The sequence below is a fragment of the Companilactobacillus kimchiensis genome (assembly GCF_001438805.1).
Taxonomy (GTDB): Bacteria; Bacillota; Bacilli; order Lactobacillales; family Lactobacillaceae; genus Companilactobacillus; species Companilactobacillus kimchiensis.
Map to the genome: position 1 here is coordinate 1 of NZ_JQCF01000028.1, position 22,436 is coordinate 22,436.

Annotated in this window: 22 protein-coding genes; 3 read left to right on the plus strand and 19 right to left on the minus strand. The window is 36.0% G+C overall.

What is annotated here, in order from left to right:
* Window positions 1–214: 214 nt before the first annotated feature.
* A complete protein-coding gene (gene ccpA / locus IV57_RS10745; RefSeq protein WP_057881524.1) occupies window positions 215–1,216 on the minus strand; it encodes a catabolite control protein A in 1,002 nt (333 codons plus the stop codon).
* A 172-nt stretch (window positions 1,217–1,388) separates the two neighbouring features.
* Here ccpA and IV57_RS10750 point away from each other — a divergent pair, with 172 nt between their 5' ends.
* Entirely contained in the window at window positions 1,389–2,489 is a 1,101-nt protein-coding gene (locus IV57_RS10750) for a M24 family metallopeptidase (protein WP_057881525.1), read from the plus strand.
* 232 nt (window positions 2,490–2,721) lie between these two features.
* On the opposite strand, the gene IV57_RS10755 is transcribed toward IV57_RS10750, so the two are convergent.
* The 4 genes from IV57_RS10755 to murI form a co-directional block, all read right to left on the minus strand.
* On the minus strand, window positions 2,722–3,009 hold the full coding sequence (locus IV57_RS10755) for a hypothetical protein (protein WP_057881526.1): 288 nt from the start codon (window positions 3,007–3,009) through the stop codon (window positions 2,722–2,724).
* 2 nt (window positions 3,010–3,011) lie between these two features.
* Complete coding sequence (locus IV57_RS10760) at window positions 3,012–3,422, minus strand: DUF948 domain-containing protein (RefSeq protein ID WP_057881527.1); 411 nt, start codon at window positions 3,420–3,422, stop codon at window positions 3,012–3,014.
* 66 nt (window positions 3,423–3,488) lie between these two features.
* Window positions 3,489–4,088 carry an XTP/dITP diphosphatase gene (locus tag IV57_RS10765; RefSeq protein WP_057881528.1) on the minus strand — a complete coding sequence of 200 codons (600 nt, stop codon included), beginning with the start codon at window positions 4,086–4,088 and terminating at the stop codon, window positions 3,489–3,491.
* Entirely contained in the window at window positions 4,063–4,890 is an 828-nt protein-coding gene (murI, locus tag IV57_RS10770) for a glutamate racemase (protein ID WP_057881529.1), read from the minus strand. Before murI ends, IV57_RS10765 begins: the two co-directional genes overlap by 26 nt.
* 133 nt (window positions 4,891–5,023) lie before the next feature.
* On the opposite strand from murI, the gene IV57_RS10775 reads away from it, so the two are divergent.
* Entirely contained in the window at window positions 5,024–5,503 is a 480-nt protein-coding gene (locus IV57_RS10775) for a DUF2507 domain-containing protein (RefSeq protein ID WP_057881530.1), read from the plus strand.
* Between the two features lie 421 nt (window positions 5,504–5,924).
* On the opposite strand, the gene trxA is transcribed toward IV57_RS10775, so the two are convergent.
* The 12 genes from trxA to IV57_RS10835 form a co-directional block, all read right to left on the minus strand.
* Window positions 5,925–6,236: a thioredoxin gene (gene trxA, locus IV57_RS10780; RefSeq protein ID WP_057881531.1), complete on the minus strand. Its 312-nt coding sequence runs from the start codon at window positions 6,234–6,236 to the stop codon at window positions 5,925–5,927.
* 66 nt (window positions 6,237–6,302) lie between these two features.
* On the minus strand, window positions 6,303–8,657 hold the full coding sequence (locus IV57_RS10785; RefSeq protein ID WP_057881532.1) for an endonuclease MutS2: 2,355 nt from the start codon (window positions 8,655–8,657) through the stop codon (window positions 6,303–6,305).
* 54 nt (window positions 8,658–8,711) lie between these two features.
* Complete coding sequence (locus IV57_RS10790; RefSeq protein WP_083488966.1) at window positions 8,712–9,254, minus strand: CvpA family protein; 543 nt, start codon at window positions 9,252–9,254, stop codon at window positions 8,712–8,714.
* Between the two features lie 109 nt (window positions 9,255–9,363).
* Entirely contained in the window at window positions 9,364–9,666 is a 303-nt protein-coding gene (locus IV57_RS10795; RefSeq protein ID WP_057881533.1) for a DUF1292 domain-containing protein, read from the minus strand.
* 10 nt (window positions 9,667–9,676) lie between these two features.
* Window positions 9,677–10,111 carry a Holliday junction resolvase RuvX gene (gene ruvX / locus IV57_RS10800; RefSeq protein WP_057881534.1) on the minus strand — a complete coding sequence of 145 codons (435 nt, stop codon included), beginning with the start codon at window positions 10,109–10,111 and terminating at the stop codon, window positions 9,677–9,679.
* Window positions 10,112–10,369, minus strand: coding sequence for an IreB family regulatory phosphoprotein (locus tag IV57_RS10805; protein WP_010018752.1), 258 nt, complete (start codon window positions 10,367–10,369; stop codon window positions 10,112–10,114).
* Window positions 10,370–10,432: 63 nt separating this feature from the next.
* Complete coding sequence (gene alaS / locus IV57_RS10810; protein ID WP_057881550.1) at window positions 10,433–13,069, minus strand: alanine--tRNA ligase; 2,637 nt, start codon at window positions 13,067–13,069, stop codon at window positions 10,433–10,435.
* A 244-nt stretch (window positions 13,070–13,313) separates the two neighbouring features.
* Window positions 13,314–14,663 (minus strand): DEAD/DEAH box helicase, encoded by a 1,350-nt coding sequence (locus IV57_RS10815; protein WP_057881535.1) that lies wholly within the window; start codon window positions 14,661–14,663, stop codon window positions 13,314–13,316.
* Between the two features lie 504 nt (window positions 14,664–15,167).
* Entirely contained in the window at window positions 15,168–16,124 is a 957-nt protein-coding gene (locus IV57_RS10820; RefSeq protein ID WP_057881536.1) for a DHH family phosphoesterase, read from the minus strand.
* Entirely contained in the window at window positions 16,117–17,247 is a 1,131-nt protein-coding gene (dinB, locus tag IV57_RS10825) for a DNA polymerase IV (RefSeq protein WP_057881537.1), read from the minus strand. Before dinB ends, IV57_RS10820 begins: the two co-directional genes overlap by 8 nt.
* A gap of 15 nt (window positions 17,248–17,262) precedes the next feature.
* Window positions 17,263–18,702: a glucose-6-phosphate dehydrogenase gene (zwf, locus tag IV57_RS10830; protein WP_057881538.1), complete on the minus strand. Its 1,440-nt coding sequence runs from the start codon at window positions 18,700–18,702 to the stop codon at window positions 17,263–17,265.
* Window positions 18,703–19,075: 373 nt separating this feature from the next.
* Complete coding sequence (locus tag IV57_RS10835) at window positions 19,076–19,990, minus strand: SDR family oxidoreductase (RefSeq protein ID WP_057881539.1); 915 nt, start codon at window positions 19,988–19,990, stop codon at window positions 19,076–19,078.
* A 149-nt stretch (window positions 19,991–20,139) separates the two neighbouring features.
* Between IV57_RS10835 and IV57_RS10840 the strand changes: the two genes are divergently transcribed.
* Window positions 20,140–20,640 (plus strand): TetR/AcrR family transcriptional regulator, encoded by a 501-nt coding sequence (locus IV57_RS10840; protein WP_057881540.1) that lies wholly within the window; start codon window positions 20,140–20,142, stop codon window positions 20,638–20,640.
* A 73-nt stretch (window positions 20,641–20,713) separates the two neighbouring features.
* Here the strand turns inward: IV57_RS10840 and yajC are convergent, their stop codons facing one another.
* Together yajC and tgt are read right to left on the minus strand one after the other, a co-directional pair.
* Window positions 20,714–21,190, minus strand: a complete 477-nt coding sequence (gene yajC, locus IV57_RS10845) for a preprotein translocase subunit YajC (RefSeq protein WP_057881551.1) — start codon at window positions 21,188–21,190, stop codon at window positions 20,714–20,716.
* Between the two features lie 96 nt (window positions 21,191–21,286).
* Window positions 21,287–22,429 (minus strand): tRNA guanosine(34) transglycosylase Tgt, encoded by a 1,143-nt coding sequence (gene tgt, locus IV57_RS10850; protein ID WP_057881541.1) that lies wholly within the window; start codon window positions 22,427–22,429, stop codon window positions 21,287–21,289.
* Window positions 22,430–22,436: the final 7 nt, after the last annotated feature.

Consider the following 22,436-nt stretch of genomic DNA (forward strand, 5'->3'; position numbering starts at 1 on the left):
ATAGCGAAGTTTTACTTATTCGGCGGTCTTTACCGGATTAGTAAAAGGCCAAGCTTGAAGCCTCTTGGTACAAGAGGCTTCAAGTTGTGCCCGCTATGTTCCAGCCAATTTTTTCTTCCTTGCGGAGAGCGGCATCATAATAATAACTCTGTTAACTTACGCTCTAACCGAACTTAAGCAAGAAAACTACATCATACTTAAACCATAATTCAACTTATTTAGTTGAACCACGTTTAACGATGCTATATGGCAACTTGATAGTGTTTTCTTCAATTTGTTCTTGGTTCATCATCTTAGTCAAAAGACGCATTGAAACAGCACCAATATCATACAATGGCTCTTCAATTGAACTCATCTTTGGACGAGTAACTTCACAAAGAACAGTATCATTACTTGTCACTAATTCGAAGTCATCAGGGATATTAACTCCGGATTTAACAGCTGAGTTCAAAATACCTGAAGCTAAAAGATCTTCTGTAACATAAGCAGCTGTGGCACCACTACTGTGAACAGCATCCCAAATTGCTTCTCCGGCTCTAACTGAATATTCAGCTTCAAAAACCAAATTAGATGAGAAGTTAAGATGTGCTTTCTTCAAAGCTTTCTTGTAACCATCTAATCTATATTTACCATCAATTGGATTTTCAAGGCTACCACCAACAAAGGCGATTTTCTTGTGACCATTTTGTGTTAATTGGCTAACAACGCTGGCAACAGCATCTGTAAAATCAATATTTACACTAGCACTTTCATTATTCTTATCAACAGAACCAGCCAAAACGATTGGTGTCTTTGAGTTTGCTAGGATACGCTTAAGTTTCTTAGACATTTGCTTACCCATGTAAATAATTCCATCAACTTGCTTTGATAGCAAATTATTCAAGATTTGCTCCTCATCACCAACTGATTCCTGTAAACTAGTTAGGATAATATTGTACTTATACATTGAAGCGACATCATCAATTCCCTTAGCCAATGAGGCATAGTATAGATTGGTAATATCAGGTAGAATAACTCCAATAGTTGTACTCTTCTTACTTGCTAGACCACGAGCAACAGCGTTTGGACGGTAATTCAGACGATCAATTACTTCCAAAACACGCTTTCTAGTTTCTTCCTTTACATTGGCGTTGCCGTTAACTACACGAGAAATAGTTGCCATTGAAACATTGGCTGCTTCGGCTACGTCATAAATTGTTACTACTTTTTTATCCATCAGTATTCACTCTCTCAAACAATATTTTCATTAATTATCTCTAATTTATCAAAGATTTTTACATTTTGCAAGCGGTTTCTACATTATTGGCGTATGTTTTCATATTTTTTCAAAAAGAAAATCATTTTCAGTGATATACTACTAATAAATATTGTCGTAAAGGAGTATTTTCATGAAGAAACAATTAATCGCATTACAAGAGTATTTAGCTCAAAACGGACTTGATGCAGCTTATATTTCAAGCCCAACTGATATTAACTATTTTACTGGTTTTTACAGTGAACCCGTAGAACGTATTCTTGCACTCCTCGTTTTCCCAAATAAAGATCCTTTTATCTTTGCTCCTCAACTTGAAGTTGAAGCTGCCAAAGAAGCCGGTTGGGATAAAGATGTCTTTGGTTATCTTGATCATGAGAATCCATTTGCTTTAATGGCAGGACATATTAAAGATGCTGCTGGGGTTCCTAACAAATGGGCTATCGAAAAAGATGATATGTCTGTTCAAAAATTAGAAGCCCTCAAACAACAATTTCCTAATGCAGAGTTCCCTAATAACCTTTCTCGTTATATGGAAAATGTCAAATTAATTAAAACGGCCGCTGAGATCAATGAACTAAAAGCTGCCGGTGACGAAGCTGACTATGCTTTCTCAGTTGCCTTTAACGCTATTAAAGAGGGTCGGACTGAACAAGAAGTCGTTGCTGAAATTGAATATGCTATGATGCGAAAAGGTGTCATGCATATGAGTTTTGACACAATCGTTCAAGCCGGTGCTAATGCTGCTAATCCACATGGTGGTCCTGAAAAAACACCACTTGAAAAAAATGAATTGGTTCTTTTCGATCTAGGTACAATTCACAATGGTTATATCAGTGATGCTTCCAGAACTGTTGCCTTTGGTAAACCTGATGACAAATCATTAGATATTTACAAAGTCGATCTTGAAGCTCAATATGCTGCTATGGATGCTGCCAAACCTGGTATCACTGCCGCCGAACTAGACAAAGTGGCTCGTGATATTATTACTAAAGCTGGTTATGGTGAATACTTCATTCATCGTCTAGGACATGGTATGGGAACATCTGAACATGAATTTCCATCAATCATGGAAGGTAACGACATGGAACTCAAACCTGGCATGTGTTTCTCAATTGAACCAGGTATTTATATTCCTAATGTTGCTGGAGTTAGAATTGAAGATTGTGTTTACATTACTGAAGACGGCTGCGAACCATTTACACATACTTCTAAAGAATTGAAATTCATCGATTAGCAAACACATGTTTTATCTGCCATGATATTGTGGTAGAATAGTAACTATCGATTTACCCATGCCATATCAGAACACTGGTTATTCTTAAGGAATCCTTTCGATATGGCATGTTCCAGATACAATCATTCACAAAAATACAAGCAAAATAAAAATTCCTAACTGAAGTAAAATTCAGTTAGGAATTTTTTATATGGTTTACTTTTTTAAATAAATTACTCAGACACTGATGTCTTTATTTGATATCATCTTCGTCGAAAACAATATCAGAAGAACTCTCATCGTCTTTGATTTTATCAACTGTTGATGCCATATGGTCCTTTAAGGCATCAGTTTTTTCATTAAATGAATCGACTAAATCACTGTTAGTGTTTAAACCAACGCCACCATTATTAAAATCACTACGGATAGTTTTGATATTTTCCAATACCTTTTGACCTGATTCACTAGTTAAATACTTAGAAGCCACATATCCTGAAACACAACCTAAGACTAAACCTAGTACAAAATGATTATTTTTCATAATTATTTATTCTTCTTTCTTGGCCAAATCTTAGCCGCTGTTTTAGCAACTGTTGCTAAATTACCTAATGTCAACAAGCTCTGGAAACTAAAACCACTCTCTGGCTTTTCTTCCGTGGCCTTAGCTGACTTCTTACCAAGATTTTCTACTGTATCAAACAATGGGTTTAATTTACTTGACTTACTGTTAACGTCATCCATCAAGGTATTAGTCTTATCAACCAATTTAGTACTTTGATCCATAATCTGTTCAGTATTCTTTGAAAGAACTTCAACCATCTTAGTTGTTTCCTTCATCGTTTCCTGTAATTCTTGAAGTAATTTAGCGGTTTGAATTAAAGTTCTGGCTAAGAATACAACCAATACTACAAAAGCAACTGCTGCGATTAATCCTGCAATTTGTCCACCAGTCATAACATTACCCTCCTGTATTTTAATAGCACTTTCATACTAGCATTATATCAATTTATCGGCAATTAATTACCAATTAATCCAATCTTGCCACTGTTGTTCTAACTTCTTAATGGCATTCCCACGATGACTGATAGCATTCTTTTCATCAATCGATAACTGCGCCATAGTTTTACCTAACTCAGGGACATAAAACAATGGATCATAACCAAACCCATCATCACCTTCAGGAAAACTACCGATCAATCCCTTAACTTCACCTTCAACGATTAAATCATCATCATTTTTAGGATTAGCAAAAACCAAAGTTGATACAAAGCGAGCCGTTCTCTTTTCCTTAGGAACACCACCCAGTTCACTCAATAGTTTTGCATTATTGGCTGCATCATTGTGATCTCCTGCATAACGGGCTGAATAAATTCCTGGTTGACCGTATAAAGCATCTACCTGTAATCCTGAATCATCAGCAATCGTTGGCAAACCAAACTGTTCCATAACAGCATGAGCTTTTAAGGTAGCATTCTCAGCAAAAGTTTTACCGGTTTCTCTGATCTCTGGAAAGTCTGGAAAATCTAATAATGTTTTGATAACAAATTCCTGGTCATTAAAAACTCGTTTAAATTCTCGAGCCTTACCGGCATTCTTAGTTGCGATTATTATTTCTTTCATCTTTTCCTCCGATATTTACTAAACTGATCTCATCAATATCAGTTTTTAACCATTGTTTAGCCAATTTTGAAAAATCCTCAATATCAGCTGTCGCGTGTAATCTCAATACATGGTGTTTCTGATCGGTTAATAAATCATTTTTAATTAAATACTCTTTAGTTGTTTCAACGGTACTTACAGCCGGATCAATTAATTTCATCTTTGGTAAAAATTCATTAATTTGTTTTTTTAACATTGGAAAATGAGTACATCCCAAAATTAAAGTATCATAATTACTATCTTTAAAAGGACGCAATGTTTCCTGAATATTATCCTTTGCTTCCTGACTATCGGCTTTATCAGCTTCAACCAAAGCAACAAATTTTTGAGCCGGAACACCCAGCACATCAATTTCAGGATTCATTTCTGAAATAGTTTTACTATAACTCTTTGAGTTGATTGTAGCTTCTGTCCCAATAATTCCCACATGTTTAGTCTTGGTAATCTTCGTAGCCTCTCTGGCTCCTGGTTTAATAACTCCTAACATAGGAATCGTAAACTCTTGACGCAATTCCATTAAAGCATTGGCTGTTGCTGTGTTGCAGCCATAAATAATCAATTTAACATTTTGGTCAATTAAATACTGTACCATTTCACGCGTATAAGCTATGATTTGTTCATGAGTTTTTACTCCATAAGGCATACGTGCTTCATCCCCAATGAAAATAACATTTTCATTAGGCAGTTGACGAATCACTTCTTTAACGACAGTCAACCCACCTAGTCCAGAATCTAGTACTCCAATTGGTCTTTGATCACTCATAATGTTACCCCTACCTTCATTTAAGCGAATTATTTGTATTCTATGAAAATAATTATGTTCTATCTTTTACAATGACTTAAAAAGCAATTATTCTAATGATATAATGAATTGTCTGAAAAAAGGAGTTATAGCAATGGCCGCAAAATCTAAAGATCTCGACAAACCAACGTTAACTGATGCTCTACAAAAAAATAAAGATGGTGAAAATGTAGATACGTTAACTGAAAACTACTTTGCAGTTTCGGTACTCCGTGATTTCATCCTACCTGACCTACTTGATAAAGATACAGTTGAACTACTTTATTGGGCTGGTAAAAATCTAAGCCGCCAATTAATTCTGGATATGGAAAGTTTACCAGAATTATTCTCTAAGGCTGGCTTTGGACAATTGGAAATTACTAAGCAAACACCCAGCAGTTATACTTATAAACTAACTGGTCCCGAAGTGAAACAGCGTTTCGATACTAATAATGATGATCCTGAATTTTCATTAGAGACTGGAATAATTGCTGAAACTGTTGAAAAAACAATTGCTGCATATTGTTTAGGAACGTACACTGTCAACAGTAAAGCCAAAAGCGTTTCAATTAAAATACAAATTGATCGAAACTAAAGTATACACCAAAAAACGATCAATGTGGGCGCTCTCAAGTTAGAATTTGAACCTATCCATGGATCAATTCTTTGATTGTTTGTTTCTATTAATGAAAAACATATTCTTAACTAAAAAAGCCAGTATTAACTGATATATTCAGTCAATACTGGCTTTTGCTGATTCATAGAAAGATAAATCTTAACACTAAATATATAAGGTCAGTAATATAAAGAATGTTTTTCGATTACATAATTATAGAAACTAACCAACTAGCTCGGAACAAGGAATAAAAAATGGCGCAATAGCGAAGTTTTACTTATTCGGCCGATTTTTGCCGGATTAGTAAAAGGCCAAGCTTGAAGACTATTCTTTCTTCCTTGCGGAGAGCGACAAATTTCATATACAAAAAAAGCTCATGTTTTTCAACATGAGCTAATTTTTAGTCTGAATAGCCATCAAGAATCTTTGTTAGTTGAGCCTTGTTGTGAAAACCAGTTAAGGTTTCAACTACCTTGTCATCTTTTTTGATGATCAAAGTAGGAATAGCCATGATTCCAAAATCCTTAGGTGTATTAGGATTTGCATCTACATCCATCTTTAAGAACTTAACAGAATCATCATTTTCAGACAATTCTTCAATGACAGGTGATTGCATCCGACATGGACCACACCAAGTTGCCCAAAAATCGACTAAGACAACACCATCTTTAGTTTCTTCAGCAAAATCTGTATCTGTTACTTCATCAACCATTTTACTCACTCCTTTAACAAACTAAATATTATCATTAATAATTAGCCATTAGAAAATATTTGCTCTCTAGAGATCAACAATTGTTGCTCCAGAACCACCAGAACTTGCAGGCGCATATCCAAATGATTTTACACGTGGATTTCTTTGCAAGTAGTTGGTAACACCTTTTCTGATAACACCTGTTCCAAAGCCATGCACAATCGTAACTTGATTATAACCAGCCAAGAGCGCTGAGTCGATATATTGGTCTAACTCAGTCATGGCCTCTTCATAACGTTTGCCACGAAGATCAAGTTTACTAGATAGACCAGTACTCTTAGTCCGACGAATCATGGTTGGTTTCTTTTCTGGCTCCGGCTCAACACTTTGAACTTTCTCCAAATCATCCGCACCAAATTTCATCTTCAAAATACCTAATTGAACATCAAACTGACCATTCTTATCCTTACGGACGATTGTTCCGATCTGATCATATGACAAAGTTTTAACATTGTCACCCACCTTCAATTCTTGACGGCGTTTGTTACGACGTAGCACTTTATTCTTCTTTACAGCATCATCTTGGTGCAAGTTCTTCAAACCAGTTTTGGCTGAAATAATCTGATCTTCTTTGACAGCTACGCCATCTTGTTCTAATTTATGTAGCTTGTCAATAATCTTGTCAGATTCTTTTTTGGCTTTCGAAACAATCTGATTAGCACGAACTTTAGCTGCCTGAATTTCCGAATTCTTAGACTTATCAAGTTGATCAGCCTTAGTTTCAAAATCCTTTTGAACATCTTTATTCTTATCCAATTGAATTTTTAACTGTGCATTCTTCTGTTCAAATTCTTTTCGACTGTTTTCCAAATCAGCAATCATATTATTAAGATCTTGGCTTTCACCATCCATTAACGATTGTCCACGGTCAACCACACTTCGATCCATTCCCAAACGTGCTGCAATGTTAAAAGCATTACTTGCACCGGGAATACCTATCAGCAAACGATAAGTTGGCTTTAATGATTTCTCATCAAATTCCATACTGGCATTGATAGTTTCTGGTGTGTTATATGCGAAGATTTTTAATTCAGGATAGTGAGTTGTTGCCATAATATAACAACTTGATTGAGCTAATTTCTCAAGGATAGCAATCGCAATTGCAGCTCCCTCTTGAGGATCAGTTCCGGCACCTAATTCATCGATCAGAACCAAACTGTGTTCTGAAACCTTATGAATGATATTAATAATATTATCCATATGTGATGAGAAAGTACTCAAGTTTTGTTCAATTGATTGTTCGTCACCGATATCCACAAAAACTTCATCAAAAACGGCAATTTCACTCTCTTCACGAGCTGGAATAAATAGTCCGGCTTGAGCCATCAACTGAATCAAACCTAAAGTTTTCATAGTAATAGTTTTACCACCAGTATTAGGACCGGTAATCAACATTGATCTATAGCCGTCACCTAAACGAATATCATTCGCTATAACCTTATCAGGGTCGATTAGCGGGTGTTTTGCATTATGAAGATCAACTATATGCTCTTTGGAAATAATTGGCTCAGTCGCCTTTATTTCTTTAGCATACTTAGCCTTAGCATTGATCACATCAAATTGTGCCAAAACTTCATTGTTCTTCACAATTTCATCAATCTCTGGACGAACCAAATTAGATAAATTATTCAAAATTCGAATTTCTTCGGACTTTTCCGTTACTTGAGCTTCATGCAATTGATTATTCATTCCCACAACAGCTTGGGGTTCAATATAGAGCGTTTGTCCACTGGCACTTTGGTCATGAACAACTCCACCAAATTTGGCCTTATATTCTGTCTTAACAGGTACTACAAATCGATCATCACGCAGAGTAACGATAGCCTCAGTTAAATACTTCGTATTTTTACCACGAGTAAATTGACCCATCGACTCTCTAATTTGATCATTTAATTTACTGATTCGACCACGGATATACTTCAGATCATCTGAAGCAGTATCAAGAACTCGACCAGTATCATCAAGTGAACGAGCAATTCTTTTTGTTAAAGCTGGATTATCGATCAAATTATCATTTAAAGCATACAACTGACGTAGGTCTACTTGATCATCCTTTAAAGCCTCAAAGAATTCCTTTAATTCACTAGTATTTTGAAGAACTTGGCCAATTGCAGCCAATTCTGTTCCATTTAAGTTTCCGTCTTTTTTCAAACGGTTAGCTTGATCATGGAGATCAGCTAATTTTCTAACCGGGATTTCACCCTTAATACGAATAATATCGGCCCCATCTTTAGTTTGATCAATCAATCGTTGAACAATTGATTCGACCGACATAGGCATTAATTTGTGTAAGAGAGTTTTCCCGCGTGTTGTTATCAGATATTTGGCAATTTCAGCTTTGATCTTGTCAAATTCTAATACTTTCAAAGCTTTATTATTCATAAGTCTCTCCTATTACAAAATTAGACCGAAACAAAATTGTCTCAGCCTAAAAGTTTATATAGCTCCGATCCACAAACGACTAATTTCGGCCGTTAAAATCGGCGTATTCTTAATCATCGCTGAAGCTACAAATGAATGTTGCAAAGCATGTTGAATACCTGGTACTGGAATCATTGCCAATATCAACATCACCATAAAAATAGTGACATATGTGACAACCAATCCAATAATTCCTCCACTCAAAAGATTTACATCATTGTACATTGGGAAATAAGTCAATCTCTTAAAATAAAGACCTACGAATCTCACAATAATCCAACCAATGAAGCAAATAAAGATAAAAGCAAAGGCACGGTAAAATGCATTATCTAGTTCCATACCAACTTTTGTTGAGAAAAAGGCAAACTCACTGCCCAAATTTGCAGAAGGATAAGGCACGATCATTTCAAACTTTGGTCCGAGTCCTCGAAAAGATACTAAAGCCAAACAAAAGAATAGTGCATATCCAACTGCATAAAATGCCTCCATGGCTAAACCACGGCGCGCACCAATATAAAAACCATAAATCAAAAGTAAAATAAGTAACAGACTAAGCATTATTTCCCCTTACTTCAATCATGCTAAAAAAGCGAATTTATAAATCATATTTACGATGAGACTATAAACAATCAAACGATTGGCTTGCGCCAATCGTTAATTTTATACCCTATTCATCGTCCTCGTCACTTGTGAAGGTGTTCAAAACTTCTTGAACCATATCCCATTCTTCAGGATCATCAATTGGATCTAATTCTCCAGCATCAACGTCACCATTTTCGTCTGGTGAGAATGAGAAGGCTTGAATTTCGATTTCATCTGAATCTTCAGAATCCTTTGGATATAAGAATACATATGATTTACCATAATCATCTGAATCAAAAGTAAAAAGAATCTTATAAACTTCTTTGTTACCTTGGTCATCACTTAAAATAACTTCATCTAAATCTTTTGGTGGTTGTTCTTCACTCATAAATATCACCTTAATTTCGTGTTAGTTTGCCCTTTGCATCAAGATAATTTTGTAAAATCATCTCAGCGGCAATCTTATCGATAACTTTCTTACGTTTTTTGCGAGATACATCAGCTTCATCAATCAGCATTCTTTCAGCTTGAACGGTCGTTAAACGTTCATCAATGAAATCAGTTGGCAAATGAAATCTATCTTCAACCATCTGACCATACTCACGAGATTTAACTACTCTAGGACCCTCAGTATTGTTCATATTTTTGGGCAGACCAAGTACTATACCTGTTGGTTGTCTTTCTTTGATAATTTCGCCTAATCGATCAAGGCCAAATTCTTCTTTATCCTCATTGATACGAATAATCTCTACTCCCTGAGCTGTCCAACCTAAAAGGTCACTACAGGCAACTCCGACAGTTCGTGAACCAACGTCTAAACCTAATAATCTCATTTATTTACCTTGATTGAGATAACTCTTTACTAATTCTTCAATTATCTCGTCTCTTTCATGTTTCAAAATCAAATTACGGGCATCATTGTGTCGTGGAATATAAGCCGGATCACCAGAAAGTAGGTATCCAACAATTTGGTTAATTGGATTATATCCTTTTTCTTCTAGTGACTGGTAAACACTTTGCAGTGTTTCTTTGACATCTTTGCCTTTGTTTTCATTAAAGTCAAAACTCATAGTTTTATCAAGTGAACTCATGGCAAACCTCCGTATAACTAAAATTTAAGTGACCGAAAAGCTTCATTTCAATTATAGCCCACTTTAATAAGATTTAATAATATCTTTGGCTAATTGTAACGCATTTGTTAAACCAGCAGGATTTTTACCACCAGCTTGCGCCATATCTGGACGACCACCGCCGCCACCTTGAATTTCCTTAGATATTTTCTTAATTAAATCTCCAGCCTTAACTCCCTTAGCTTGAGCATCCTTAGTAACTGCAACAACTAAACTAGCTTTATCGTCGCCACTAGCACCAAGAACTAGGATATCTGACTTACTGTCATTTTTCCAATTATCAGCTAATTGTCTAAGAGTAGCCATATCAGCAGGAATAATATTTGAAATAACCTTAAATCCGTTGATGTCTTCAATGTTATCAAAGACTTCAGCTGACTTTTGACTTGTAAGTTGTGTCTTCAAGTTTTGGTTATCACGTTTTAAAGCTTTGATCTCATCAACCATTTGAGTTGCTCTAGCAGGAACATCCTTTAATTGGTTAACTTTCATATTTGTAGCAGTTGCTTGTAATGCTTGTAATTGTTCATTCAGATATTCAAAAGCCTCTTCACCTGTAACGGCTTCAATTCTTCTTGTACCTGAACCAATAGCTGATTCTGAAGTGATCTTAAAGAGTCCTAATTCAGAAGTATTACGGGCATGTGTTCCACCACAGAATTCAGTTGAGAAATCATCAATTTCAACCACACGGACTTTATCTCCGTATTTTTCACTGAATAAAGCAATGGCACCCTTCTTCTTTTTAGCTTCTTCGATAGGTAAAACTTCAGTCTGAACAGGAATAGCATCCCAAATTTTTTCGTTAACGATCTTCTCAAGTTGACTGATTTGGTCTTCTGTCAAAGCCGCATTGCTATTAAAATCAAAACGAAGATAATCTGGTTCCACTAATGATCCCGCTTGATGAGTTCTAGCACTAACAACATCACGCAAAGCTTGATCTAACAAGTGAGTTGCTGTGTGATTATGACGAACTTTTTCACGGAAATCAGCATCAATTTCTAGCTTGTATTCTGCATCAGCTGAAATTTCAGACATAACGTTTACGACATGAATATTTTGTCCATTAGGAGCGTGTTGAACATCAACAACTTCTGCAACTTGATTACCGTTAAGATCGTAGATATTACCAGCATCAGCCACTTGACCACCCATTTCAGCATAGAAAGGAGTTGTATCAAAGATAAGTTGGGCTTGACCTTCAGCAACGGTCTTAGCTTCTTTATCATTAACAATAATATTCTTCAAAGTACTTTGAGTTTCATTGTGATCATAACCAACGAATTCACTAGGTGTTTTGATTTCCATCAATGTTTCATCTTGCATACCCATTGATTGAAGATTACCACGGGCATCACGAGCACGTTGTTTTTGTTCTTCCATGTTTTGCTTAAAGCCGGCTTCATCAACTGAGAGACCAACATCTTCAGCATATTCACGAGTAAGTTCCATTGGGAAACCATAAGTATCGTAAAGCTTAAAGGCATTAGCACCGTCAATAACAGTTTCGTTCTTCTTACGAAGATCAGCAATAACACCGTTAAGTAAAGCCAATCCAGCATCAAGTGTTTCTGAAAAACGTTTTTCCTCTTGTTGGATTGTCTTAGCAATAAAGTCTTGTTGTTGGCTAACTTCTGGATAATAGCTTTCCATGATTGAACCAACAATTGGTACCAATCTGTAAAGGAATGGTCCGTTAACACCAAGTTTTTTACCATTTAGAACAGCACGTCTGATCAAACGTCTGATAACATAACCACGACCTTCGTTTGAAGGAAGAGCGCCATCACCAATTGCAAAGGAAACTGAACGAGCATGATCAGCAATAATCTTGAATGAAATATCATCCTCAGCATTTTCGTCATACTTCTTGCCACAGAGTGAACCAACATCTTCGATCAAAGGCATGAATAAATCAGTTTCAAAATTAGTCTTAGTACCTTGAATAATAGAAACTAAACGTTCTAGTCCTAAACCAGTATCAATGTTCTTATGTGGTTGTTCAACGTATTGACCATTTGGTAAATGATTTAATTCAGAAAAGACAATGTTCCAAACTTCAAGATAACGTTCATTTTCGCCACCAGGATAGTTTTCAGGATCATCTTCAGACAAGTTATTGAATGATTGACCACGATCATAGAATATTTCAGAATCAGGACCACAAGGACCTTCACCAATATCCCAGAAGTTATCTTCATTCTTCAAAATATGGTCGGCAGCAACACCTGCTTCAGCCCACATCTTTTGTGTATCGGTATCCTTAGGATAAGTAGTGATATACAAATTATCCTTATCTAAGCCGATCCATTCTGGACTTGTTAAAAATTCAAAGGCCCAAGGAATAGCATCTTTCTTGAAATAATCACCAACTGAGAAATTACCCATCATTTCAAAGAACGTTTGGTGACGAGCGGTTTTACCAACATTTTCGATATCATTAGTTCTGATACATTTTTGAGCACTGGTAATACGTGGATTATTAGGTACAACTGTACCATCAAAATATTTTTTCATTGTAGCAACACCAGAGTTGATCCACAACAAAGTTGGATCATCATGTGGAACCAATGGTGCACTAGGTTCAATCATGTGACCTTTAGATTGGAAAAAGTCTAAAAACATCTTTCTTATTTCAGCACTTGATAAATTTTTCATTCTATCTCCCCATAAAAAACGAAAAATCGCTGCAACTCCAAGGACGCCCATGCGCGGTACCACCTTGTTTGCAACGATTCTCGTTAGCCTCTCAAATATATTATATACAATTTAAATTGGCAGCATCTTTATCATAAATATTTCGGCGTTCTCAGCAACTAGCCTTCTCTTTAAATATTCACGATAAGATATATCCAAGGAAAATATTAACCATCAACTTAAAAATTGTCAATATTTAAAAAACTTAACTATTATTTTTTTTACGTCTCTCGTCTCGTTCTTGTCTTCTATCTTGTCTAATTCTAACTTTTCGCTGTTGACGATGTTCGGCATCGATAGCTTGCTTGATCTTTTTCTTGTAACCAGGTTTGCGCTTGTTCTTCTGTTTCTTAACAAACCCAACTAACTTAGTATCAAGTTTTTCTTGATCAGCTTTACGGTGAACACGACGGTCACGTTCAACTGCATCAACAATCTCATCATTCTTAATATCCTTAGGCACAAACTTGATACCCATATGTTCAATTTCATCAACCTTGTGTTCTTCACCAGGTTCATAGAAAGTGATAGCAGTTCCGGACATCTTGTTACGACCAGTTCTACCAATACGGTGAATTAAGAAGTCTAAATCAACTGGAATTTCAGCATTGATAACGTGTGAAACACCGCTGATATCAATTCCACGAGCAGCCAAATCAGTAGCTACAACGAATTGATATTCCATATTTTCAACTTGTTTCATAGTACGTTTACGTTCACGAGGTGACAAACCACCATGGATTCTGGCAACTTTCATCCCTTTACCACGTAAATAATTGTAAATCTCATCAACAGTTTTCTTCGTATTAGCGAAAACCAAGACTAAGTATGGCTCACCGATAGTCATTAACTGATAAATAATTTCTTTTTTATCACGTCCATGAGTAAACATCAACCAGTTATCAACGTTCTTAGGAATAACTGTTCCATTTTTAATTTCTACACGTTGTGGTCCATGCATATATTTCTTCAAGAATGGTTCTAGCTTTTGAGGAATCGTAGCTGAGAAGACCATCATCTCACGGTTTTCTGGCAACTTGTTAGTGATGCTATCAACATCATTTAAGAATCCCATGTCCAAAGTCATATCAGCTTCATCAACAACATATCTTTGAACATTTTCAACGTGAAGATCATTTTCACGGATCAAATCCCAAAGTCTACCCGGAGTTCCGATAGCAATTTGTGGTTGGTGAGCATCAAGCTTTCTCTTTTGTCTTTCACGATCAGAACCACCAACAAAAATGAAGGCATTATACTCTTCAGGATAATTCTTCAAAATTGCTTGAGTATCTTCGTAAATTTGATAAGCCAATTCTCTACTTGGGGTTGCAATCAAGAGTTGAACCTCTTGCTTATCTGTCAAAGCATTCATTGCAGGTAGCAAGAACGCATGTGTTTTACCGGAACCAGTTTCAGATTGAACAATAATATCTTTTTTCTTGTTAACTAAAGAAATTACTGCCTCCTGCACTTGTGTCGGTTCATCGAAATGAATCTCTTTTAATGATTTGTTGATTGCATCATTAAAGTTGTATTGTGAAAATTTAGTCATCTATTCACCCTTCTGGTTTAAATAAGTTCATCATAACAGTTATCTGTGTTTTATTATACTAATCATTTATTTGAATGACATTAAGGATGCCGCTCTCCGCAAGGAAGAAAAAATTGGCTGGAACATAACGGGCACAACTTGGAGCCTCTTGTTCCAAGAGTCTTCAAGCTTGGCCTTTTACTAATCCGGCAAAATACGCCGAATAAGTAAAATCTCGCTATTTAGCCATTTTTTCTTCCTTACTCCGAGCTAGTGTTAATTAATTCATTATTTAGTCAAGGTTTATTAATAAACCATTATAAACACAAATACACTAGCCTGGAGCAAAAATTAAAATTGGCTCAGATGTGAAATTCTACTTGGTCAGCGAACTCTGCTGGCTTAGTAGAAGGCCGAGTTTTGAAACAGTTTGAACTTCAACTGGTTCAAAATCGTGCCCACATCGTTCCAGCCAAATTTTAATTTTTGTGGAAGGCGGAACCATAAAATCCCCCCAAAAAACTGTTATTTTTCACTCTTTGTATAATCAGTAACTATTTTTTTAAGTTCTTCAAACATTTGTTTAACTTCATCAAGACTTTTAGCTGTGGCACCACTAGCTAGTGGATGTCCACCACCATCATGCTTTTTGGCAAGCTCATTAATAATTGGTCCTTGAGAACGCAAGTGCATTCTGAAGGTTCCATCATCCTTTTGAACTGCTTCCATCCATGAACGGACTTCCTTCAAACGGCCAGGAGTTGAAACAACTGAATTAGCTTGTTCTTGGTTGATACCTAACTTTTTCATCAATGGCAAATCAATCACAGCGTATGCAGCACCAGATTCGTCAATCTGTAGAATATCGAACAAGTTACCTTGAAGCTTAGCTTGTTGTAAAGTGATCTCATTCATCTTGTTATTGATAGCAGCTGTATCAACACCTAAAGCAATGAATTTACCACCAACTTCCATCGTATGTTGAGTTGTGGCAGGATACAGAAATCTTCCTGTATCACCAACAATACCAGCATAAAGATAATAAGCTACATCTTTGGTCAACTGTAGTTCATCACTACTATCAATCAAATCAGCAATTATTTCAGAACTTGAACTAGCGTTGGTATTAACAAACAACTGATCACCGTACGCATCATCATTTGGATGATGATCAATCTTGATTAAGAATGCTCCATCACCAAAACGTTGATCGTCAATTCTAGGTTGATTAGCGGTATCAGTCACGATAACCAAAGCATCCTTATAGTCTGCATCAGTTACTTCTTGAACTGTTGAAAGCCATTTGAGACCTTCAGTATTATTACCACCGATCAACACTTTCTTGTTGGGAAAGGCCTGGCGAATTGTTGTTGCTAAACCAGCTTGTGATCCTAAAGCATCAGGATCTGGGTTTTGATGACGTAAGATGATAATTTTATCATATTTTTTGATTGTTGTAATTATTTCGGCAAAGCTATTCATAATTGTCCCCCTTATAAGACAAATTCAAAGAAACTTCTTCATAGGATAATGGATCCAGATTTGTAATAGTGATTCCCAAAAGGCGAATCTTTTGATCAGTCACCTTTAATTTATCATAAATATCCTTCGCAACACGATATATTTCGGTTTTTGTTTGGACATAATCTTGAAAACTCATCCGTTTGGTAATTGTTTCAAAGTCAGAATTCCTCAATTTGAGGACAACCGTTTTTCCATGTTGGCGCTGTTTTTTAAGATCTTGACTAACTTTCTCCGCTAAATGTTCTAGTTCGGTAGTAATTTGTTCGTCGGTTACTAGGTTCCTATTATAGGTACTTTCTCGACCAATTGACTTACGCACCCGATGTCCCTCTACTGGTGCATCATCAATACCATGAACACGTTTATAAATTACGTAACCCATCTTGCCAAAATTTTTCAAAAAAGTATCTTGATCCAATTCTTGTAGATCCTGACCAGTATAAATATCCATATCATGTAATTTTTGCTGCATAGCTTTCCCAATACCATTAAATTTTTCGATTGGAATTGGTTTGAGAAATTCTTTAGCATATTTACCTAGAATAATTGTTCGCCCAAATGGTTTCCGATAATCCGATGCCATTTTAGCTAAAAATTTATTATATGAAATTCCTACAGAACAGGTCAAACTAGTTTCTTTAACGATTCGCTGTTGAAGATAGTTAGCAATCTTAATTGTATTGCTTTCATTTAGTTTATTAGTTGTCACATCCAAATAGGCTTCATCCAAGGCTACTGGCTGATAATTATCGGTCACATCTTCAAAAATATCATGAATCTGATTGGAAACTTTACGATAAAGTTCAAAGTTGGGTGGTGAGATCACTAACTTACTTCTAGGAATCAAATCAACAGCTTGTTGAGCCGGCATTGCCGAATGTGCTCCGTATTTTCGAGCATTATAATTAGCTGTCGTAACCACTCCATGATGATTGTGCTTGCGAGGGTCTTGAGCGACGATCAAACATTTTTTCTTATACTCGGGATGTTCTCGTTCTTCCACAGAAGCGAAAAAAGCATCCATGTCAACATGGATGATTTTTCTATTTTCTTCAATTCTAATTGGTATTTTTAAAAAGATGAAATAACACCACCTTTAATCCCAGATCCAAGAATTACCATCACGTTCTAGTAACATTTCGGATGCATCAGGACCCATTGTTCCACTCATATAATTTGGAAAGTCAGCTTTTTGACTATCCCAACGTTCTCTAATTGAATCAATATACTTCCAAGTGCTTCTTAGTTCATCCCAAAGAGTGAAGTGAACTCGATTACCAGAAAGGATATCAATAATCAAACTAGCATAAGCCTCACGTCCTGTAGTAAATTCAGCCTCTTCAGGAAACTTAATAAAGTCTTGCGCAGACTCAGCATAATTAACTCCATTGATCAGAATACTTTGATTATTAGTTCTTTCAATCAACAAAGTAACGACCGTATTAGCGTTGATTCCGAGTTCTGCAACCTTATCATTAAACACGATATCAATTCGTGAAGCTTTATTAGGCATTCTTTTACCTGAACGAACATAGAATGGTACTCCATCCCAACGTTCAGTATCAAATTCGATTTTGCCAGCTGTATAAGTTTCAATTTCGGAATCTTCAGCAACATTGTCTTCTTGACGATAAGCCTTTTCAGTTCCTGATTCATCGATATCATATTGACCACGAACAAAATTAGTATCTACTTGTTCTGGAGTTAAATTCTTTAAACTAGCAAATAAATCAGTTTTATTCTTATGAATATCTTTAGCACGTTTAGCTGCTGGGTCATCACTGGCTATTGCTCCAACAATTTGCATAATATGATTTTGAATCATATCACGTAAAACACCAGAAGTTTCATAGTAGCCACCACGATCTTCAACTCCAAGAGACTCAGCTAATGTTACTTGAATATTAGAAACGTACTTGTTATTCAAAGCTTCCTCAAACTTCGGATTATTAGCACGAATATTAGGAATATCTTGAATCATTTCTTTGCCAAGATAATGATCGATCCGATAAATATCATCCTCTGGGAAGGCCTTGGCAATGTTCCCATTTAACTCACAAGCTGAATCAAGATCACGACCAAATGGTTTCTCAATTACTAGACGGTTATAGCCATCTTTAGTCTTCAAGCCTTCGGAATTAATGTGTTCAGCTACGACACCAAAGAATTTTGGTGCAATGGCCATGTAATAAACACGGTTATTTTCAGCTTCAAATTGATCATTCAATTTGGCAGCCAAATTCTTCAAAGCAATATAATGCGCAGAATCATTAACATCATGTGATTGATAGAAGAAATGTTTAGCAAATTCTGACATAATTTTTTCATCATCAGTAAAGTATTCCTTCAATGACGCAACAATTGTTTCACGGAAATAATCATCACTCCAAGGACGGCGTGCTGTACCAATGACGGCAAAATGATCCTTTAAATATCCAGCTTTATACAAACGGAATAATGAAGGATAAAGCTTACGATGAGCCAAGTCACCGGAACCCCCAAAAATAATAAAATTTGCTGATTTCTCTTTAACCATTTTAAACTCCTTTGAAAGCATCATATCTATATTTTACAACATGAATTATTAAACATCTGCATTATTGACTTATTATTTTCCAATAATCTACTTATATCTTTTAACGCCTTAAACATTAAACCTTAGAGCATACTTTAAGGCAAGCAATAACCTATATTTCTTGGTTGGATTTTATTAATAGTCCAAATTATAGCTAAACTCAAAAAATATAGCCCTATATTAACTGGATTTCATTTTTCCAATCATATAGGGCTAATTTAAATTCAACGCAAATATTTCTGAACCATCGCCATTCTACTTTTTGATGAGTTATAGCCTATTTAATAACCAAGTTTGAGTAAAGACTAATCTTTATCATAAATAAATCACTCTCTTAATTTTTGAGGTTTTCTTTCAAATCAGCTAGTAAGCTGACATGAGTTGGCTTCCACCCTAGCTCTTTTTGAGTCAATTCACTAGAGGCAGGAATGTCTAAACCAAACAAATTAGTGACATCAAAAGTTTCTTCAGTAGTTAATTTATCTAATTCAAGTGCTGGTAGTTGTTTTAAAGGTAAGTGTAATTGATCAGCAATTGTTGTGGCAATATCAATTGTTTTGATCTGACCTTCAGCGGCAGCGTTAAAAACGTGCAAAGGATGATTTTCTTTCAAAGCATAATCTAAAGCTAAGACAAACAAATGGCCAGCATCCTCGCGGTTAACTGCATTCCAACAGTTTTCACCATTACCAAAATATGAAACTGCACCTGCTTGTTGAGCTTGATAGATCACCATTGAAACGATTCCGTAACCACCATTGCCATGAACTGATGGAGCTAATCTAACCGTATAAGCATTAACGCCTGCTTCTTGTAATTGACGAGCTAAGAATTCTGAACGACGAGGCATAACTTTTTCCACTCCCATAAATCCAGTATCTGTCTCGGTCAAAATATGATTAGGATCAAGTCCAGCAGTTCCGGCGGTTACGATCAAAGGTTTATCAGTTCCCTTGAGAACTTCTCCCATAGCTGTAATTGCCGCTGCATCAACTCGGCTAGCTTCAGCAAAGTGAGCAAAATCATTTACGAATCCTAAATGTAAGGTCGCATCAGTAGCTTTAGCTGACTCTTTTAAAACATCTAAATCTTCCAAAGTTCCCATTACTGGAATTCCACCTTGAGCTTTTAACTTGTCGGCACTTTTTTGTGAACGAGTTAATCCTAAGACTTCAATTCCTTTATCAATCAATTCCTGAGCTACTAATGAACCAATATTTCCAGTTGAGCCTGTCATGAATACACGCATTTTAAATTACTTCCTTTGATAATTATCTGATTGTTTATTTTCTGAACTTGTTTATAATAACATCGTAGAATAGATAAACATCATTCAATTAATAGATACAGTTGATAAAATAGACATTATCTATTAACTGTAGAAAAGGAAGACATTTTTTGGCAAACTTACAAAATCAAAGAACTAAAAAACTAATTTTTATGGGATTCCGTGAATTATTGGCAAAGGAATCGTTCAGTAAAATCACTATTAATGAAATTGCTGACCAGGCCATGATTCATCGTTCAACCTTTTATACTCATTTCACCGATAAATACGACCTACTAAACCAATATTTGGCCCATCAAAGAACCAACACCGAGTTTAATTCTGAGGACATTTATGAACATCCTTTTTCTTCCATCGCTGAAATAAACAATCTAGAATTATTACCACTTTTAAAATTCCAAAGTGATGATGCTGATTTCAGAAATGGCTTCTTCCAATTTGTAATTGATACAGTTATGGAAAATCAGGACGATAAAACAGAACTGGATAAATTTTTCTTCATTGGTCGCATCAAGGCTATTAATCTTTGGATTGATCGAACCAAACAGCCCTATAATCCCTTTGTTGACTACGTTTATTTAGATAAAGTCTTTCGGACAGGAAAAAAATAAAGCAAACCCCCAATCAGGATTTGCTTTTTTGGTATAAAAAAATTGAAACCCTAGGATTTCAATTTTTAATTAACTATTTTGTTTCTTCTTTTGTATCATCTTTAACATCTTCAGCAGCTTTTGGTTCAACAGCCTCAGGAGCATCATCAGTCTTTGGTTCATCTGACTTCGTTTCAACACTATCTTTTGTATAGTTAGGAGTTTCTGTTGAAGTGGCTTCCTTTGATTCTGTCTTTTCTGCTGGTTTCTTTGTTTCATCAGCAGTAGATTCAGAACGACGAATAAAGTTTAAGTCAAATGTTAGGTAAATTCCATCACAATCAACGACAACTTCTTTGTTCTCACGATTGATTGATGAGATTGTTCCTTTAATACCACCAAGTGTAACAACTTTGTCACCCTTGTTCATAGATTTAAGCATTGCTTGGCGTTTCTGTTGTTGTTTCTTTTGTGGACGAATAGATAGGAAGTACATACCAACGAACATAATAACGACGAAGATCATAAGTCCCATTGATCCACCAGCACCAGCGGCGCCTAATGTAAGCATATTCAAATTTTCCACCTCTTAATAATTTGCATAAGTATAGAGTACCAAAGATTCTGGTTTGTTTCCACACTAGTAGGTTTTTCTTATCAAAATATTCTAAAATTTCTTAGCATTTTCCTGATTAAAACCGTAATCTTCAAAAACATGTTCTCTAAATTCTAATAAATTGTCATCACGGATAGCCTGACGAACACCCTTCATCAAGTTCAACAAGAAATACAAGTTATGATAACTCGTCAAATGTGTGCCAAATAATTCATCCGCATTAATTAAATGACGAACGTAAGCACGTGAATAGTTACGACATACGTAACAATCACAGTTATCATCGATTGGACCAAAATCACGAGCATATTTAGCATTTTTAACAACTAAACGACCATGACTAGTCATACAAGTACCATTTCTAGCAATTCGCGTTGGCAAGACACAATCAAACATATCGATACCACGAATAACACCATCGATCAAGGAATCAGCTGTCCCGACTCCCATCAGATAACGTGGTTTATTTTCAGGTAAGAACGGCGTTGTAAAATCAAGTACGCGGTTCATTTCCCCCTTCGATTCACCAACTGAAAGTCCTCCAATTGAATAACCAGGAAAATCCATACTAACAAGGTCTTGAGCACTTTGTTTACGCAAATCTTCGAAACCAGCTCCTTGGACGATTCCAAAGAGAGCTTGCCAATCAGGATTTCGATGAGCAGCTAAACCACGTTCAGCCCAACGACTAGTTCTAGCAACTGATCTCTTAATGTAATCATAACTTTCAAAGAAAGGCGGACATTCGTCCAAACTCATCATGATGTCAGGTCCCAAGTCATTCTCGATCTGCATAGCTTTTTCAGGTGACAAGAATTCCCGACGACCATTCAAATGGTTCTTAAAATGGACTCCAGCTTCGGTGATATCACGATTGTTAGCCAATGAAAAGACTTGGAAACCACCAGAATCAGTCAAAATACCCTTGTCCCAGTTCATGAATTTGTGCAAGCCACCAGCTTCTTTAACAATATCTTCTCCAGGTCTTAACCAAAGATGGTAAGTATTGGCCAAAATAATCGTTGAACCAATCTTTTCCAAATCTTCTGGTGACATATTCTTAACTGATGCTTCAGTTCCAACAGGCATAAACATTGGTGTTTCAAAGGTTCCGTGTGGAGTTTCCAACAAACCTAAACGTGCCCCAGTATGTTTTTCTTTTTTTAATAACGTATATTTAACAGCTGGTTCCATATATTCC

Coding starts and splice junctions, on each gene's coding strand:
- ccpA (WP_057881524.1), bottom strand. CDS start 1,216: ATGGATAAAAAAGTAGTAACAATTTATGACGTAGCCGAAGCAGCCAAT.
- IV57_RS10750 (WP_057881525.1), top strand. CDS start 1,389: ATGAAGAAACAATTAATCGCATTACAAGAGTATTTAGCTCAAAACGGA.
- IV57_RS10755 (WP_057881526.1), bottom strand. CDS start 3,009: ATGAAAAATAATCATTTTGTACTAGGTTTAGTCTTAGGTTGTGTTTCA.
- IV57_RS10760 (WP_057881527.1), bottom strand. CDS start 3,422: ATGACTGGTGGACAAATTGCAGGATTAATCGCAGCAGTTGCTTTTGTA.
- IV57_RS10765 (WP_057881528.1), bottom strand. CDS start 4,088: ATGAAAGAAATAATAATCGCAACTAAGAATGCCGGTAAGGCTCGAGAA.
- murI (WP_057881529.1), bottom strand. CDS start 4,890: ATGAGTGATCAAAGACCAATTGGAGTACTAGATTCTGGACTAGGTGGG.
- IV57_RS10775 (WP_057881530.1), top strand. CDS start 5,024: ATGGCCGCAAAATCTAAAGATCTCGACAAACCAACGTTAACTGATGCT.
- trxA (WP_057881531.1), bottom strand. CDS start 6,236: ATGGTTGATGAAGTAACAGATACAGATTTTGCTGAAGAAACTAAAGAT.
- IV57_RS10785 (WP_057881532.1), bottom strand. CDS start 8,657: ATGAATAATAAAGCTTTGAAAGTATTAGAATTTGACAAGATCAAAGCT.
- IV57_RS10790 (WP_083488966.1), bottom strand. CDS start 9,254: ATGCTTAGTCTGTTACTTATTTTACTTTTGATTTATGGTTTTTATATT.
- IV57_RS10795 (WP_057881533.1), bottom strand. CDS start 9,666: ATGAGTGAAGAACAACCACCAAAAGATTTAGATGAAGTTATTTTAAGT.
- ruvX (WP_057881534.1), bottom strand. CDS start 10,111: ATGAGATTATTAGGTTTAGACGTTGGTTCACGAACTGTCGGAGTTGCC.
- IV57_RS10805 (WP_010018752.1), bottom strand. CDS start 10,369: ATGAGTTCACTTGATAAAACTATGAGTTTTGACTTTAATGAAAACAAA.
- alaS (WP_057881550.1), bottom strand. CDS start 13,069: ATGAAAAATTTATCAAGTGCTGAAATAAGAAAGATGTTTTTAGACTTT.
- IV57_RS10815 (WP_057881535.1), bottom strand. CDS start 14,663: ATGACTAAATTTTCACAATACAACTTTAATGATGCAATCAACAAATCA.
- IV57_RS10820 (WP_057881536.1), bottom strand. CDS start 16,124: ATGAATAGCTTTGCCGAAATAATTACAACAATCAAAAAATATGATAAA.
- zwf (WP_057881538.1), bottom strand. CDS start 18,702: ATGGTTAAAGAGAAATCAGCAAATTTTATTATTTTTGGGGGTTCCGGT.
- IV57_RS10835 (WP_057881539.1), bottom strand. CDS start 19,990: ATGCGTGTATTCATGACAGGCTCAACTGGAAATATTGGTTCATTAGTA.
- yajC (WP_057881551.1), bottom strand. CDS start 21,190: ATGCTTACATTAGGCGCCGCTGGTGCTGGTGGATCAATGGGACTTATG.
- tgt (WP_057881541.1), bottom strand. CDS start 22,429: ATGGAACCAGCTGTTAAATATACGTTATTAAAAAAAGAAAAACATACT.